This is a genomic window from Chlorogloea sp. CCALA 695, assembly GCF_003003885.1.
In the GTDB taxonomy this organism is placed as follows: Bacteria; Cyanobacteriota; Cyanobacteriia; order Cyanobacteriales; family Chroococcidiopsidaceae; genus Aliterella.
Genome location: NZ_PVWN01000022.1, coordinates 1 through 14,205, shown reverse-complemented (window position 1 = coordinate 14,205; position 14,205 = coordinate 1). Strand labels below are relative to the sequence as shown.

Annotated in this window: 14 protein-coding genes; 10 read left to right on the top strand and 4 right to left on the bottom strand. The window is 42.7% G+C overall.

Features of this window, described 5'->3' with window-relative positions; all coding sequences use genetic code 11:
- Positions 1 to 10 precede the first annotated feature (10 nt).
- The 3 genes from C7B70_RS13050 (at position 11) to C7B70_RS13040 (ending at position 3,594) form a co-directional block, all read left to right on the top strand.
- The gene (locus tag C7B70_RS13050) at positions 11 to 1,615 is read left to right on the top strand and encodes a CHAT domain-containing protein (RefSeq protein WP_106369474.1); all 1,605 of its coding nucleotides are present in this window, start codon (positions 11 to 13) and stop codon (positions 1,613 to 1,615) included.
- A gap of 204 nt (positions 1,616 to 1,819) precedes the next feature.
- Positions 1,820 to 2,419, top strand: coding sequence for a hypothetical protein (locus tag C7B70_RS13045; RefSeq protein ID WP_146134039.1), 600 nt, complete (start codon positions 1,820 to 1,822; stop codon positions 2,417 to 2,419).
- A gap of 206 nt (positions 2,420 to 2,625) precedes the next feature.
- The gene (locus C7B70_RS13040) at positions 2,626 to 3,594 is read left to right on the top strand and encodes a protochlorophyllide reductase (RefSeq protein WP_106369472.1); all 969 of its coding nucleotides are present in this window, start codon (positions 2,626 to 2,628) and stop codon (positions 3,592 to 3,594) included.
- A gap of 146 nt (positions 3,595 to 3,740) precedes the next feature.
- Here the strand turns inward: C7B70_RS13040 and C7B70_RS13035 are convergent, their stop codons facing one another.
- Complete coding sequence (locus tag C7B70_RS13035; RefSeq protein WP_106369471.1) at positions 3,741 to 4,046, bottom strand: RNA-binding protein; 306 nt, start codon at positions 4,044 to 4,046, stop codon at positions 3,741 to 3,743.
- Positions 4,047 to 4,546: 500 nt separating this feature from the next.
- Here C7B70_RS13035 and C7B70_RS13030 point away from each other — a divergent pair, with 500 nt between their 5' ends.
- Together C7B70_RS13030 and C7B70_RS13025 are read left to right on the top strand one after the other, a co-directional pair.
- The gene (locus C7B70_RS13030; RefSeq protein ID WP_106369470.1) at positions 4,547 to 4,798 is read left to right on the top strand and encodes a hypothetical protein; all 252 of its coding nucleotides are present in this window, start codon (positions 4,547 to 4,549) and stop codon (positions 4,796 to 4,798) included.
- A gap of 6 nt (positions 4,799 to 4,804) precedes the next feature.
- Positions 4,805 to 5,995: a murein transglycosylase A gene (locus C7B70_RS13025; RefSeq protein WP_106369469.1), complete on the top strand. Its 1,191-nt coding sequence runs from the start codon at positions 4,805 to 4,807 to the stop codon at positions 5,993 to 5,995.
- A 99-nt stretch (positions 5,996 to 6,094) separates the two neighbouring features.
- Here C7B70_RS13025 and C7B70_RS13020 read toward each other — a convergent pair whose 3' ends face one another.
- Positions 6,095 to 6,970 carry a DUF5895 domain-containing protein gene (locus tag C7B70_RS13020; protein ID WP_106369468.1) on the bottom strand — a complete coding sequence of 292 codons (876 nt, stop codon included), beginning with the start codon at positions 6,968 to 6,970 and terminating at the stop codon, positions 6,095 to 6,097.
- A gap of 388 nt (positions 6,971 to 7,358) precedes the next feature.
- Between C7B70_RS13020 and C7B70_RS13015 the strand changes: the two genes are divergently transcribed.
- The 4 genes from C7B70_RS13015 to C7B70_RS13000 are packed head-to-tail and all read left to right on the top strand — an operon-like array spanning position 7,359 to position 10,400.
- Positions 7,359 to 8,549, top strand: coding sequence for an acyl-CoA dehydrogenase family protein (locus C7B70_RS13015; protein ID WP_106369467.1), 1,191 nt, complete (start codon positions 7,359 to 7,361; stop codon positions 8,547 to 8,549).
- Positions 8,528 to 9,259 carry a PIG-L deacetylase family protein gene (locus C7B70_RS13010; RefSeq protein ID WP_106369466.1) on the top strand — a complete coding sequence of 244 codons (732 nt, stop codon included), beginning with the start codon at positions 8,528 to 8,530 and terminating at the stop codon, positions 9,257 to 9,259. The genes C7B70_RS13015 and C7B70_RS13010 overlap by 22 nt, the downstream gene beginning before the upstream one ends.
- Positions 9,237 to 9,830 carry an SAM-dependent methyltransferase gene (locus C7B70_RS13005; RefSeq protein WP_233220919.1) on the top strand — a complete coding sequence of 198 codons (594 nt, stop codon included), beginning with the start codon at positions 9,237 to 9,239 and terminating at the stop codon, positions 9,828 to 9,830. The genes C7B70_RS13010 and C7B70_RS13005 overlap by 23 nt, the downstream gene beginning before the upstream one ends.
- A gap of 6 nt (positions 9,831 to 9,836) precedes the next feature.
- The gene (locus C7B70_RS13000; protein WP_106369464.1) at positions 9,837 to 10,400 is read left to right on the top strand and encodes a Uma2 family endonuclease; all 564 of its coding nucleotides are present in this window, start codon (positions 9,837 to 9,839) and stop codon (positions 10,398 to 10,400) included.
- 5 nt (positions 10,401 to 10,405) lie between these two features.
- Here the strand turns inward: C7B70_RS13000 and C7B70_RS12995 are convergent, their stop codons facing one another.
- Together C7B70_RS12995 and C7B70_RS12990 are read right to left on the bottom strand one after the other, a co-directional pair.
- Complete coding sequence (locus C7B70_RS12995) at positions 10,406 to 10,987, bottom strand: Uma2 family endonuclease (protein WP_106369463.1); 582 nt, start codon at positions 10,985 to 10,987, stop codon at positions 10,406 to 10,408.
- A gap of 9 nt (positions 10,988 to 10,996) precedes the next feature.
- Positions 10,997 to 12,319, bottom strand: coding sequence for a glycosyltransferase family 2 protein (locus C7B70_RS12990; protein WP_106369462.1), 1,323 nt, complete (start codon positions 12,317 to 12,319; stop codon positions 10,997 to 10,999).
- Positions 12,320 to 12,635: 316 nt separating this feature from the next.
- Here C7B70_RS12990 and C7B70_RS12985 point away from each other — a divergent pair, with 316 nt between their 5' ends.
- Positions 12,636 to 14,090, top strand: a complete 1,455-nt coding sequence (locus C7B70_RS12985; protein ID WP_106369461.1) for an ankyrin repeat domain-containing protein — start codon at positions 12,636 to 12,638, stop codon at positions 14,088 to 14,090.
- The last annotated feature ends 115 nt before the right edge of the window (positions 14,091 to 14,205 follow it).

Here is a 14,205-nt window from a genome sequence, read left to right as displayed (position 1 = left end):
ATGGGTACTAATGGCTGTATCTGATCCATGCCTAAACTTGGCGATCGCTCGTCTCTCTAATACTGGCAACCAAAGCTTTGTTATTTGGGTCGTAAAAGCTCCCTTTATTGCCGGGCCGATTCCCCACAACTGTTTTTGGTCGCCAGAACTTACAGGTTCCTGGCAAGCATGGCAAGAAGTGTTCGCCCTCGACCGATTAATCGATAATACTTTCACTCCTTTAATAGAAACTCTACCCCCCTTAGCATCAGTCGCCCCAGGTAATGGACGTAATAATTACACGGGTCGGTTAATGCAAGACTTGGGCCTTAATCTATGGAATTGGCTATTTCAAGGCTCTATTCTCAATACTTTAGAACACAGTATTGGCATCGCTAACGGCAAAGATAAACCTCTAAGGTTGCGTCTAGATATTCGCGATCCCGATTTGATTGCTTTACCTTGGGAAGTTATGCAATCTTTTCCTGGTAAACCATCGATTTCACTGTCGCCACATATTTTATTTAGTCGCACCACCAATAACGTTGAGTCGCTACAACCGTTACCCGTTAGTCAAAATCTAAAAGTTTTATTGGTAATCGGAGCAAATCTTCCCGCCCCAAGTAAATTAAGCGACTCTACTCAATATTTGCATCTAGAAAAAGAAGCTGATATTTTAGTAAAAGCGCTCACAAGTGACAACGACCCTAGCAAGGGGGTAGGGGTATGCGATGTAGATACTCTATTGCAACCCACTTTAGAGCAACTAATCACTCAGCTAGAAACTAAAAATTACAACGTCTTTTTTTACGCTGGTCATGGACTTAGCGCTCCTGACGGCGGCATCATATACTTACGACCAGATCGAACTATTAACGGCACAGAACTCGCGCAAGTATTAACTCGCTGCCAAGTAAAATTGTGCGTATTTAATGCCTGTTGGTTGGCGCAACCAGCAACTATCAATCGCCAAGCGCTGCAAAATAGTTCTTTGGCAGAAGTATTAATTCATCATGGCGTACCCGCAGTTTTGGGGATGCGTGACCAAATTACCGATGAAGAAGCCTTAACTTTTATTCAAACTTTTGCTCAAGCTTTAGCGGCTAGGCATTCCATCGACCGAGCCTGTGCGATCGCTAGGCAGCAACTACTAACTCTTTACAAGTTTAACTACCCAGCGTGGACGCTACCTATTCTCTACTTGCATCCAGAATTTGACGGCGAACTTGTCCGCCCGGCGCAAGAAGAAGTAACCCAACTACCAGAAAATTCGCTGTCAGGAATTAGATCGAGATCCCCTAAAGCTTCTTTGCGGAGTCTTAGTGTCCCCGAAAAAGTTTGGTCGTTGCAAACTGGGTTTGCGCTGTTAGGTCGTATCAACGCAAATAATGACATTGCTATTGAAGAACCTTGGATTAGCAAACAACACGCCAAAATCTTTTGCCGCAATGAAAAAAAGGACGGTAAAACTATCCCAACTTACTTTATTAGTGATAATTCTCGTTTCGGCACATTGATTTTTGATCGCGACGGCTGGCAAAATATCCATCGCCAAGAAGTGCCTTTGCGATCAGGAATGCAGATAAAATTTGGTTGCTCTCAAGGGGAAACTTTTGAATTCATTGTAGAAACCTAAGCAAGTTAATTTTTTATTATCAGTAATATTATTTACACATAATTGCATAATTACTAAACATTTGCTTAGAGGTAAGTATTGAGGAACCAAAAATTTATTAAATATCTGCCTTAAGAATTCTGATTCTGTTACGGAAATAGCCGCGTCATCGCTGTATCTATTCTTAGGATATTTTTAAGGCTTGAATGTATTAGGAGTTACAACATGACAAACGAACCGACGAACAACCCTCTGTCCTCAATGGCACTAGAAATATTATCATTACTAATGGAGCCAAAAGAGGAAATTTATCCTTGGGATACCACCACTTTAGCCGCCGAAGCTTACTTTAGCGAAGCTGAACAACAATTAGCATCAGACCCTTGGCTAGAACAAGAACTAATCGCCACGGCTCCCGGTTTTTTAAGTCAACTAGATAACCTTTGGCAGGCGAAAGCCCCAGTTCTACAGACTCCCCACTTGCAAGCTAAGTTGTCTGCACAATTTGCGCAATACGTTCCTCAAGAGTGGTTAGCAACGATTTCGCGGCAAGCAAGTCAAATGATTGATAGCCAAAAATCTCTAGGCGCACAATTAGTACAGTGTGTTCAAGAGCTAGTCCCAAACTGTTTAGAGGAAGATTTGCTAGTTCTAGCCCGTCCCTATGCTAATGCAATGCGTGGTAATTTGGATACTGCTACCGCCGCTCAGCTAAATATCACTCCTGAACAATGGACAAAATTATCAGAAATTCAACAAGCAAAGATTGGTTTGGCGATCGCACTTTATGCTCTAAAACAAACCCCAGAGGAGGAAATTCTCTAAATTGTGCTGCTAAAGCTATTTCCTAGCATTAAAATATTAATTTTCTGTTTAGTTGCCTAACTTTTGATTTAGTACAAAAAATAAATATAATTGTTTACCTATCCTGTGGCTCGATAAAAGACCAACTCGTTGTAGGTAATATATAGACTGGGCATTTTTCGAGCGTCAATAAGACAATCAACGGCAGTCTATAGAGTTTAAACATAATGGAACAAAACCAAAAGTCAACAGTTGTTATTACCGGAGCTTCTTCCGGTGTCGGCTTACAAGCTGCCAAAGCTCTCGCTCAAACGGGATGGGATGTAGTCATGGCTTGTCGAGATTTAGCAAAATCCCAAGCCGCCGCCACCGCCTTAGAAATGCCCAAAGAAAACTACACCATCATGCTGCTCGATTTGGCTGATTTAGCAAGCGTGCGTCAATTTGTACAAAACTTTAGAGCTAGTGGTAAAAGTTTAAACGCTTTGGTCTGTAATGCGGCGGTTTACTTGCCTTTATTGAAAGAACCCTTGCGGAGCGCCGACGGCTACGAGTTGAGTGTTGCTACTAACCACCTAGGACACTTTTTGTTATGTAACCTGCTGTTAGAGGATCTACAAAATTCCCCCGCACCAGCGCCAAGACTAATTATTTTAGGTACAGTGACGGCTAACCCCAAAGAATTAGGCGGCAAAATTCCCATTCCTGCGCCTCCAGACTTGGGAGAGCTTCAGGGTTTTGAGGCGGGATTCATGGCTCCCATCGCTATGATTGACGGCAAAAAGTTTAAACCCGGTAAAGCTTACAAAGATAGCAAACTCTGTAATGTTTTGACTATGCGCGAATTACATCGGCGCTATCACGAGTCTACAGGGATTATTTTTAGTTGTCTCTATCCTGGCTGTGTAGCAACTACAGGACTTTTTCGCAATCATTATCCTTTATTTCAAAAACTTTTCCCGCTTTTTCAAAAAAATATCACTGGCGGTTATGTGTCGGAGGAGTTGGCAGGAGAACGAGTGGCAGAAGTAGTAGCCGAACCACAATACAATCGTTCTGGTGTTTATTGGAGTTGGGGAAATCGTCAACAAAAAGATCGCCAATCCTTTGTTCAAGAAATTTCTAACGAAGCCAGCGACGATCGCAAAGCCAAGCAGTTGTGGGAGCTAAGTTCTAAACTGGTAAAACTTGTTTAAAAAAGCTGCTTACTAATACACAAAAAGCAGACTAGGAGCCTGCTTTAAACAACTGAAATTTTCAGTTAAATATTATCGTACTAGATGTAGGTTTGGCTTAACTATTTTTAGTAGTTAATCTAAATGCTTCAAAATCAAGCCGCTTATTAACGGCGAGAATATCCACCACTATTATTACCTTGTCTACCACCTGACGAACCGCCTCTATCTTCTTTGGGCTTGGCTTTATTGACTTTTAATGCCCGACCCATCCACTCAGCGCCATCGAGAGCTTCAATTGCTGCTGTTTCTTCTGCTTCTGTACCCATCTCTACAAAAGCGAAGCCTCGCGCTCTGCCAGTTTCCCGGTCTGTGGGAACTTGAACGCGATTGACAGTTCCGTATTCAGCGAAAACTTGTTTGAGGTCATCTTGTCCTACTTCATAGGATAGATTACCGACGTAAATTGACATAAGAGCTCTCTGGAATCATAGGTTGATGAGAGTTAGATTCGGAGAGAGACTTATCGTTATAGATAAAAATAAACTGCACAACCGAATGTAATCTTCATTTAAGAAGTTAACACAAATATCGATCTTGTGTTGCTAAACCAGTAAAAATCGTTAAAAAAGTTAAATTAAGGGTTTTACTTTTACCTTTATCTGACTTCTCAAAGATTTACAGAGCGCGACCGCAGAGTTTCGCCTCTCCCCCAAAAGCTCCAACCGATGCAAACTCAGGCACAATTATTAGCTAAACGAACGTCTTAGCTTAGAGAGAGGTTGTCTGACCAAAAAATTATATCTGCGGTTGCAAAATTTGCGTTAATCGTGGTTAATTGATTGTCATGTGCGCGATCGCCTCTAGTATTTACTTGTTTGGCTAACCTCGACTGGGGTTAAACCATTCATTTTTTAGGTAAACTTACCCTTGAATAACAGTTCGTCGTCACTAATTAAGGTAGCTCGATTCTATGCCCAGAACTCCTAACGAGTACGTCGTACACCTAATGATTGAAGGTGGACACCGGGAAGAAATACGTTTTAGTAATATCCAGGAATTTCAAAAATGGTACAGTAGCGAACTTGTGCCTAAGTCAGCTTCCAGTGAATTTATTAGCGTACCGATTAAAAACGTCCAGGGAGAGTACATGGTGGTGCGTCCATCTAAAATTGTGGCAATTCGAGTAGAACCAGTGTTTAGTTCTAGCGTAGAAAGATATTAGTAATTAATGAAAAGAATAATTAGCTTACTGACCTCGGTAGGGATAGCGATTGCTCTTGCGCCTATTCCCGCAAATGCTGGTGTACTGCAAGCCACAAAAGCTCATCAACAGACGCAAAATGACAATTTGGGACTAGACGAGCAAATATGGGGTGAAAACGGTGTTGAAGGTGACTGGAAAGAGGTACTAAAATCTGTCGATAGCAGTTTGCGTTATGTCAATTCCCCTGGCGCGTTGAAAGCTTACCGCAAATATAGCGCTAGTGGCATTACCCGGGATCGCGTCCGGCGCAGTTTAGTCCACTTCCGCAAATTGGTAATTACAGCCAAAACCCCCGCCGATCTTCAGCAGGCGGTAAAACGGGATTTTGTTTTTTATCGTTCGACGGGTAGAAATGGTAAAGGAGAAGTCTTATTTACTGCCTATTACGAGCCAATGTACGAGGCTAGTCGCTTCAAAACGGAGAAGTATCGGTTTCCGTTGTATCAAATGCCTAGCAACTTTAAAAAGTGGTCTAAGCCTCATCCTACTCGCGCTCAGTTAGAAGGGCGGGACGGTTTATTGGGGGTAAAAAGCAAGCTCAAGGGCTTAGAATTAGTTTGGTTAAGCGATCGCTTAGAAGCTTTTTTAGCTCAAATTCAAGGCTCGGCTAGGTTTAATCTCACTGATGGAACTCAAATGAGTATTGGGTATGCGGCTAAAACTGATTATCCTTACACCAGTATTGGCAAGGAATTAGCCAAAGATGGCAAATTGCCGCTTCCAGGGCTAACTTTACCTGTAATGATTAATTATTTTACGCAAAAACCTTGGGAATTAAGCAGTTATTTACCTCGCAACCGCAGCTTTGTATTTTTTCGCAAAACTTACGGAGCGCCAGCTACAGGAAGCTTGGGCATACCTGTAACCGCCGAGCGCTCAATTGCCACCGATAAGGCTTTAATGCCGCCAGGGGCTTTAGCACTGATTCATACTAGCTTGCCTTTTGCGGAGTATTCTACAGCGCTATTTAAAAATAATTCCCCCACAACAATGCAGTATCGCAATGTTAGCCGTTACGTTTTGGATCAAGACGCAGGTAGTGCCATTAAAGGCGCGGGACGAGTAGATTATTTTATGGGTACGGGCAAACTTGCAGGCGATCGCGCGGGAGTCACAGGTAGTAGAGGTCACCTATATTACTTACTCCTGAAGTGAAAAAGCCTTAATTTTTTATAAGCAGCCTGAAATTAGCAATAATTCCAGGCTGTAATTGTTTTTCTTAGCCGAGCAAAAACTAACAGCTAACTACGTTGCTTAATAGGGTGGAGAATCAAATTCATCGTCATCAGCGTAAGTATACGAATTAGAAGCGGTGGCGATCGCCATTTTAGGAGGTTCAACTTTAATGTTTTCTTTACCAAACTCTTTATGTTCTTCAAAAGCCTGAGTAATTATCTGCGACTCCTCCACATCAGCCGCAATTAAGTATTTACTTAAAGTATCAACCGTAGGCTGTTCATAGTCTGTAGTCGTCGCAACTAAAGCCGTATTTTCGCCGCTTCCTCTTTCTTCAGAAGCAATTATTGGGCAAAAAATTCCGTGAGCGTAAAACAAACCACTTTTGGCGGAAACTGGTTGTTGACGATACTGAGCGTAAGCTTTTTCTAATTCGCCCAAAAATCCAGTTAACTCTCTATTTTGCTTATTGTAATCGTAATAAGCCTTGCTAAAACTTGCTCCGGCTGCACCATTTACTGTTAACTGCAAGGGAGACTTATGCAGAAATTTTTTGTTGCTATCAACTAAATAAATTAGGTGGCGCGTGTAGGTTTTAAATTTAATTTTGTCTGTTAAAAAAGCATCGTAATGGTCTTTAAGTGTACCAATTTTTTCTCCAGTTTCGCGGTTTTTTAGCGACAATGGCCCCCGGCGAATAATAACTAATCGTGGTGTATTAGTAATAAATAGTTGTTGAATTTCTCCCGTGCTAAAAGCATAATCAACTTCTCGCCAGTTTGAATCGGGAGTAAAACCCACAGCTTCAGCATTGTCTACTTTAATCGCTAATCCATAGGGTTGCATTTCACCGTTATCATACCTGGGATTAATCAGTTGACACCAAGGAATGACTTGCGATGGTGGAGCGTTAAATTTATCGTCTTCAAAATCGAAAGTTGTTGGTAAATTCATGTTTTGATAATAAAAAATTTGATTGCTAATTAAGCTTATCTATTCTACAAGTAGCAGGGAATCCGGTAAACTACGGAAAAAAGTCAGCTTAATATAATTATTGATTTAATTATTGCTCATTGTAAAAATCGGCACTTTTTATAGCAAATTTATGATGGACTGAGGCTGCAAGGAGGTTTAGCTGCTAAAAGCCTAAATTTGTGACTTACTACAGGCTATGTAGTTACAGCAAAAAAATAAATACAAGTAGATGAAGGCAAAATCTGCTAAAAACTCAACTGAGCCGTCAAATCACGCAGAAGGTAGAGGTGTTAAAGCAGACTATTAAGTCATTATTCTTAGCAGTACTGTCAAGGCTGTTTCAGAAGGGGGAACTATCAACACTCAATTGTATAGCACGAAGTCAAAAGTTAGCTGTACAGCTATTAGCCACCTAGCTAAAGCTAAAGAAATAGCGGCTTATTGTGCAAATAATGCTGCGTTTATTGATCGCCTAGGCGCTTTTCCAGTGCAGGAATTTGAATTAATTGCTAATGGTGGCTTGCTAGACGCGCCACTGCAACAACATTTAGGTGGATGGGGTGCAGGAATAGACGCAAGTACCATTTACGAAACGCTGATGTTGCTTAAGCAAATCGGGAGCGGTAATTTAGCGGTAGGACGGATTTATGAAGGACACGTTAACGCCTTACAACTGGTGCAGAGTTTTGGGACAAAAGAACAAATTGAGGAATTAGCAGCAGATGCGCGCGACCAAAAAATCTTTGGGGTATGGAATGCGGAAGCGGAAGACGGTGTAAAAATTATCCCTCTCAGCGATGGACGATACAGGCTAGAAGGCTCGAAAACCTTTGCTTCCGGCTCCGGATACGTCGAGCGCCCTTTTGTCAATGGAGCGCTGAGTGATGGCACGTGGCAAATGTGTATTGTGCCGATGGAAGAAGTAGCGACAGTTAGCGATCCGGCGTGGTGGCAACCGATGGGAATGCGGGCAACGGCTAGTTATAAAGTAGATTTTAGCGGCGTAGAATTAGATGCTAAGTGGTTGATTGGTAAACCAGGAGATTATTATCGGCAACCTTGGTTGACGGCGGGAGTAATTAGATTTGCCGCCGTGCAGTTGGGGGGAGCAGAGGCATTATTTGACGCGACGCGGCAGTATTTGCACGAGCTAAATAGGACGGAAGACGCGCATCAACAAGCCCGAATTGGTAAAATGGCGATCGCAATTGAAAGCGGGAATCTTTGGCTACGGGGTGCGGCGGACTTAGTTGCGCTCTACGCACCGATTTTTGGCGGCTATCCTAATATTGACCATCCCCAAGTAGAAAAGTTAGTAGCTTATACCAATATGGTACGAACAGCGATTGAGCAAATTTGTATGGATGCGATGCAATTATGCGAACGAATTGTTGGTACTCGTGGCTTACTACCTCCTTATCCGATGGAGCGCATTATCCGCGATTTAAGTTTATATCTGCGCCAACCTGCTTTTGATGCAGCCTTGGGAAGCGCTGGTAAGTACGCCATCACAGAAACTACCCCGGTTAATTCCCTATGGTTGCCCGACTTCTCTTAACAAGTCCAGAATTACCATTGATTGCAGTAGCAGAAATTGCTGTTGCTAAGGCGCTAATTGTTGCACCCCACCCCGATGATGAGACTTTAGGCTGTGGAGGAGCGATCGCCTTGTTACGCTCTATAGGCTGTGATGTGCGCGTACTGGTAATTAGCGACGGTACATTATCTCATCCCAATTCCCGAAAATATCCGCGCCTAGCGCTGCAAGAACTACGCGAAAGTGAGACAATCTCAGCTTTAGCAATATTGGGAGTTGAAGCAACGGCGATTAAGTTTCTCCGTTTACAAGACGGCTCTGTTTCTAGCCAAAATGCCGATATTAGTAGCTATTTAGCGCAAATTACCCCAGAAATTGTATTTTTACCTCTGCGCTACGATCCTCACCCCGATCATCGTGCCAGTTTTCAGTTAGTTAGTAAGGCTTTAACTAGCTTAAATATGACTCCACGTTTGCTAGAGTATCCCATCTGGGATTGGGATGACTCCCAAAGTACAAACTGGGATAATAACAAGCTTACTAGCTGGCAATTAGATATTAGTTCGGTGGTGGAATTGAAACAACAGGCGATCGCATCCTATCGTTCTCAAATTACTAATTTAATTGATGATGACCCCCAGGGGTTTCGACTAACACCGGAAATGTTAGCAAATTTTAACCGCCCTGTAGAAGTGTATTTAGAGGAATATGATGAACGAATCGCAACCTAACTCTTTACCTCCTAGCTACTTTGACAAACTTTATAGTAGCGATCCAGACCCTTGGAAATTTGAGAGTAGCGAGTACGAAGCTAACAAATATGCTGCCACAGTTGCCGCTTTACCTAAAAAACACTATCGCTCGGCTTTTGAAATTGGCGGATCTATTGGTGTATTAACTCAGAAACTCGCCCAGCGTTGCGACGCTTTGCTCTCTATTGACGTATCAAAATTAGCCCAACAGCAAGCAATCGAGCGCTGTCAGAATTTAACTCAAGTAAGTTTTGAGATTATGTCTGTACCAGAGCAATTCCCCGCTCAAATGTTCGATTTAACGCTAGTTTCGGAGGTTGGCTATTACTGGAGTTGGCAAGACTTGAAAAAAGCCCAACAGTTAATATTAGAACATTTAGAACTGGGCGGACATTTGCTTTTAGTTCATTGGACGCTCTACGCTTGTGATTATCCTTTAAGTGGCGATGAAGTTCACGACTCGTTTTTTGAACTTGCTCCTACTAAATTACGGCATTTATTAGGGCAAAAAGAAGAACAATATCGGCTCGATTTATTTGAGCGAGTATAGGACGAAATGGTACAAATACAGACTAAAACCTTAACTTTAGACGAGTTTCTGCAATTACAAGAAACAGAACCCGCCAGCGAATATATTAATGGGCAAATTGTACCGAAACCAATGCCTCAAGGAGAACATAGCGCGATTCAAACCGAGTTAGCAACGGCAATTAATGCTGTAACTAGGCCAAAGCAGATTGCACGAGCTTTTACAGAACTTCGTTGTACTTTTGGAAGTCGCTCGATTATCCCAGATATTTCCGTATTTACTTGGCAGCAAATTCCCCGTCAGGAAAGTGGTAGAGTTGCTAATATTTTTACTAAGCCTCCAGATTGGACAATAGAAATTCTTTCCCCCGATCAAAGTCAAACGAAAGTTACTAAAAATATTCTCCATTGTCTCAATTACCAAACTCAAATGGGTTGGTTGATAGATCCTCAAGAGCAATCGGTGTTTGTTTATTTACCAGATAGACGAACAACAGTTTTTGACGGGTTAGATGTACGTTTACCAGTACCTGAATTTGCCCAAGATTTTAAGCTTACAGTAGGAGAGTTGTTTAACTTGCTTCTAAATTGACATTTTTAGTCCCACAAAAACGAGAGATTAAGTACAAAACCTGGCAAAATATCCGCTCCATCAATCTGTTGGGGACAGTCTATAACCCGCTTAGATTGATTAGCTGTACATATTTCCACTTGTCGGTCTTGAGGATTAATTAACCACCCCAAACGCAAACCATTATTAATATACTCCTGCATTTTTTGCTGTAATGGTGCGATCGCATCACTTTTTGAGCGCAACTCAATTACAAAATCAGGACAAATTGGCGGAAATTTATGCTGCTGCTCTGTTGTAAGTCGATTCCAATTTTCTTTGGTAATCCAGGCTGCATCGGGAGAGCGATCGCTACCATCGGGGAGTTTAAAGCAAGTTGAAGAACTAAAAACCTTACCGCCGAGTTGTGAATGCCTGTTCCAATACACTAAATCGGCTATTAAGTCAGCCTCTCGGCTTCCTCCAACGCCTCCCACTGGTGACATAATTACCAACTCCCCGGCGGCTGTACGTTCAAATTTTAATTCCCGATGGTTGAGGCATAGTTGGTAAAACTGGTCATCACTTAGTTCTACAAAAGGCTTGAGGTTAAGAGTAATTGCCGTCATTGCAGACACCTAACAAATTGACGATTTAGTATTGATTGTACTTTGACACTCCCTAGGCTTTACAGGTTCAATCTGTAAATTAATCAAACTCCCCACTGAATAACTAGGCAACTTAAGGGCGATCGCGCGATCGCCCTGTTTACGCAGCTTATCAAGGTACAGTCTTAATTGGGCGATCGCTTGTCTAATCTCTACCTTTTGCCAACGTTGCGTCCAAATCCCTTCTTGTTGCTGACGTTGCTCAATCTTTTCAAACAATAATCCAAAAGTATAAGGTTTGGTCAATGCTTGTGCTAACCACTGCACATTTATGCCCAAATCGGCAGCGATAGGAGTAATATCCGGCTGATACCCGTCCAAAATTCCCGCCCAAAGTATTCGCAATTGGTGACGTACTTGCAACCGAAGCGCGATTGCCTTTGCAGGTTCTACTAAATAAGGCTGCTCATCAATGCCCATCAATGCCCATTCATTTAATTGATTTGACAACCCCAAAGCGGCGCGTCCAGTTTGCCTTGCCGAAGTCACTACTTTTACTAAAGGACTATGACGAAAACGCGCATTTACCCGCAATAGAGCCTGATAAAAAGCTACATCTTCCGGCGTACGGACGGCGGGTAAGCCTCCTGCTCGGTTGTACATCTGGGCAGTTACAGCGAGGCTGGCTCCATAATGTTGATAATGGCGCGGAAAGCGATCACACTTGTCGGGGTCAATGTAATCTTCTAATTCGGCAATCAGCGATCGATACCCCACCTCGCGCAAATAACAAGCTTTGGCGTAAGGATTTAAAGTAGCGCGATCGCTCTTGGTTGTATAAATTCTTCCACCTACTGCATCCGCACCCGCCGCAATTTCGGCGGTGTTAGCCGCAATCCAAGTTGGTGTAACTTGCGAATCGCCATCTGTTGAAGCAATTATGCCTTGCTCACGCCCCAAATAAATCAAACGGCGATAAGCCTCATCCATCAAAATTTGCCGTACTCTGCCAATGTAAGCCTCTGCCGGAGGTAAAGTTAATTCGACTACGTGCAAAACTAATTCGGGGTGCAACCTAGCAAAACAACGGGCAACCTCTGCGGAATTATCGCTACAGTTATTTGCTAATAAAATAACTTCGTAGCGCTGCCAGTCGAGTTTCTTTCCCTTCAAGTCAATTTGGTAGGTTAGGGCTTTAAGAGTGGCTTCTAAAGTTTCCGCTTCATTCCGAACGGGGACAATGACGCAGATTTCGCATTGAGCTAGGGGCAGTTTTGAAACTAGAGGCGGTAGAGATTGCCGGAATGAATTACTTGCTAAGTCGGCAAATAATTCTAAGCGCTCATCTCCCATCGCACTTTTGATTGCAGGACATAATATTTTTATGAAGATTTATAAACACTATTTTGTCTTTTTATACTTAGTTCTAAATCTATCTGGTGGAAGATTGGTAATAATTAAAGCCATTGCTGGGATAGAAACCTCAAGATTTCTCCGTAGTGACTTTTTGGTTTTTGATTTTAACCCTTGAAGGCGAAACAATTGACCAATGTTGGTTAAATTTTTTCCTCCAGACAACTCCTTGGGCAAATAAGCCCGAAACTGATAATAGATAGGAAGCTATCAAGTATAATTTTTAGCATTAATCTGGCAGGGTGCTAAATAGGCGATGGCTTATAATCAGGATGTTTTGTTGATTAAAGCGGCAAAAAGTGGAGATATTCAGCAAGTACAGGCGCTAATAACGGCGGGTACAGATGTTAATGTTTCAACAAAAAGTCGCACTACGGCTTTAATGTATGCCACTATTGCTGGCTATAACGAAATTGTCCGCCTGCTAATTGAGAGTGGAGCAGACCTCAACGCCCGCCGTAAATTCGGCATCACGGCTTTAATGTTAGCGGCGGCAAATCATCAAATTGACGTTGCCCAAATTTTGATCCGTCACGGGGCGGAGGTCAATGCTCAAAATGACGATGGTAGTACAGCGTTAATGGTTGCGGCGTTAAAAAACGATCTTGAAGTTTTGGGGCTGCTTTTAGGTGCTGGGGCAGATATTGAAATCAAAGATCAAGACGAGGATACAGCTCTAATCGTAGCTGTTCAGCAAGGTCATACTGAAATAGCGCGATCGCTGCTAGTAGCGGGTGCGGCTATAAACTCGACTAAAAATGGCGAAACAGCTTTAATGCTTGCTTCCGCCCAAGGTCACAGCCCAATAGTACAGGTATTGTTGGAGTATGGAGCCGCCGTAAATAATCAGAACTTAGAGGGAAGAACAGCTTTGATGCAAGCTGTCTCGTCTTCCTCGGTAGTGACATTATTGTTGACTAAGGGAGCCGATGCTAATCTTACCGATAGTGACGGAGAAACAGCTTTAATACATAGTTGCGACTTGGGCAATTTAGAAATTGTCCAAATATTGCTAGAGCATGGAGCAGATGTAAACCTAAAAAACGCAGCCCAGGAAACGGCTCTAATGGTGGCAGTAGCAGGGGGTTATAGCTCCCTGGCGATGGTCTTAATCCTTAGCGGTGCTGACATCAATGCCCAAGACATTAATGGGGATACAGCCCTACATCTTGCCGCCGTTGAAGGCTATCTTGAAGTTGCACAAATTTTACTAGAGCGTGGTGCTAATCCCTTATTAACCAATCAGCTAGGCGATTCACCTTTACTCCTAGCGGTGTTGCAAGGTCACAGCGAAATTGTTGCCGCGCTGTTGAGTCACGGAGCTAATCAGGGCGAAGCTCTAGACGAACCCCTGTTAAACATCGCCGCCGCCCAAGGAAATCGCGCTACTGTACAGACGTTACTCTATTTTGGAGCCGATCCTAACCTCCAAGCTCAAGATGGCAAGACGGCTTTAATTAAAGCCGCAGAGTGCGATCGCCTAGAAGTAATGCAGATATTAGCACCAAAGACCGATGTAAATTTACAAGATGGGTCTCAAGCTACAGCTTTGATGTGGGCAGCTTCAAGAGGTGACTTTCAAGCGGTGCAATTGCTAGTGATTGCTAAAGCTGATCTATACCTAAAAAATCGCGGTGGTTACACAGCTTTGGCATTGGCAGAATTTAATGGTTACAAAGCTATAGTGCAATTGTTGAAATCAAAACAATAAAACGAACTTATACAAAAGGTTTATCAATTTAAGCGCACTTACAGCAATTTGCGATCAAACCAGCCACAAAAAGAGCTATTTAATAGGGCTGAAAAACAGACCACAATGATGAAAC

Coding starts and splice junctions, on each gene's coding strand:
- C7B70_RS13050 (WP_106369474.1), top strand. CDS start 11: ATGGCTGTATCTGATCCATGCCTAAACTTGGCGATCGCTCGTCTCTCT.
- C7B70_RS13045 (WP_146134039.1), top strand. CDS start 1,820: ATGACAAACGAACCGACGAACAACCCTCTGTCCTCAATGGCACTAGAA.
- C7B70_RS13040 (WP_106369472.1), top strand. CDS start 2,626: ATGGAACAAAACCAAAAGTCAACAGTTGTTATTACCGGAGCTTCTTCC.
- C7B70_RS13035 (WP_106369471.1), bottom strand. CDS start 4,046: ATGTCAATTTACGTCGGTAATCTATCCTATGAAGTAGGACAAGATGAC.
- C7B70_RS13030 (WP_106369470.1), top strand. CDS start 4,547: ATGCCCAGAACTCCTAACGAGTACGTCGTACACCTAATGATTGAAGGT.
- C7B70_RS13025 (WP_106369469.1), top strand. CDS start 4,805: ATGAAAAGAATAATTAGCTTACTGACCTCGGTAGGGATAGCGATTGCT.
- C7B70_RS13020 (WP_106369468.1), bottom strand. CDS start 6,970: ATGAATTTACCAACAACTTTCGATTTTGAAGACGATAAATTTAACGCT.
- C7B70_RS13010 (WP_106369466.1), top strand. CDS start 8,528: ATGGTTGCCCGACTTCTCTTAACAAGTCCAGAATTACCATTGATTGCA.
- C7B70_RS13005 (WP_233220919.1), top strand. CDS start 9,237: ATGATGAACGAATCGCAACCTAACTCTTTACCTCCTAGCTACTTTGAC.
- C7B70_RS13000 (WP_106369464.1), top strand. CDS start 9,837: ATGGTACAAATACAGACTAAAACCTTAACTTTAGACGAGTTTCTGCAA.
- C7B70_RS12995 (WP_106369463.1), bottom strand. CDS start 10,987: ATGACGGCAATTACTCTTAACCTCAAGCCTTTTGTAGAACTAAGTGAT.
- C7B70_RS12990 (WP_106369462.1), bottom strand. CDS start 12,319: ATGGGAGATGAGCGCTTAGAATTATTTGCCGACTTAGCAAGTAATTCA.
- C7B70_RS12985 (WP_106369461.1), top strand. CDS start 12,636: ATGGCTTATAATCAGGATGTTTTGTTGATTAAAGCGGCAAAAAGTGGA.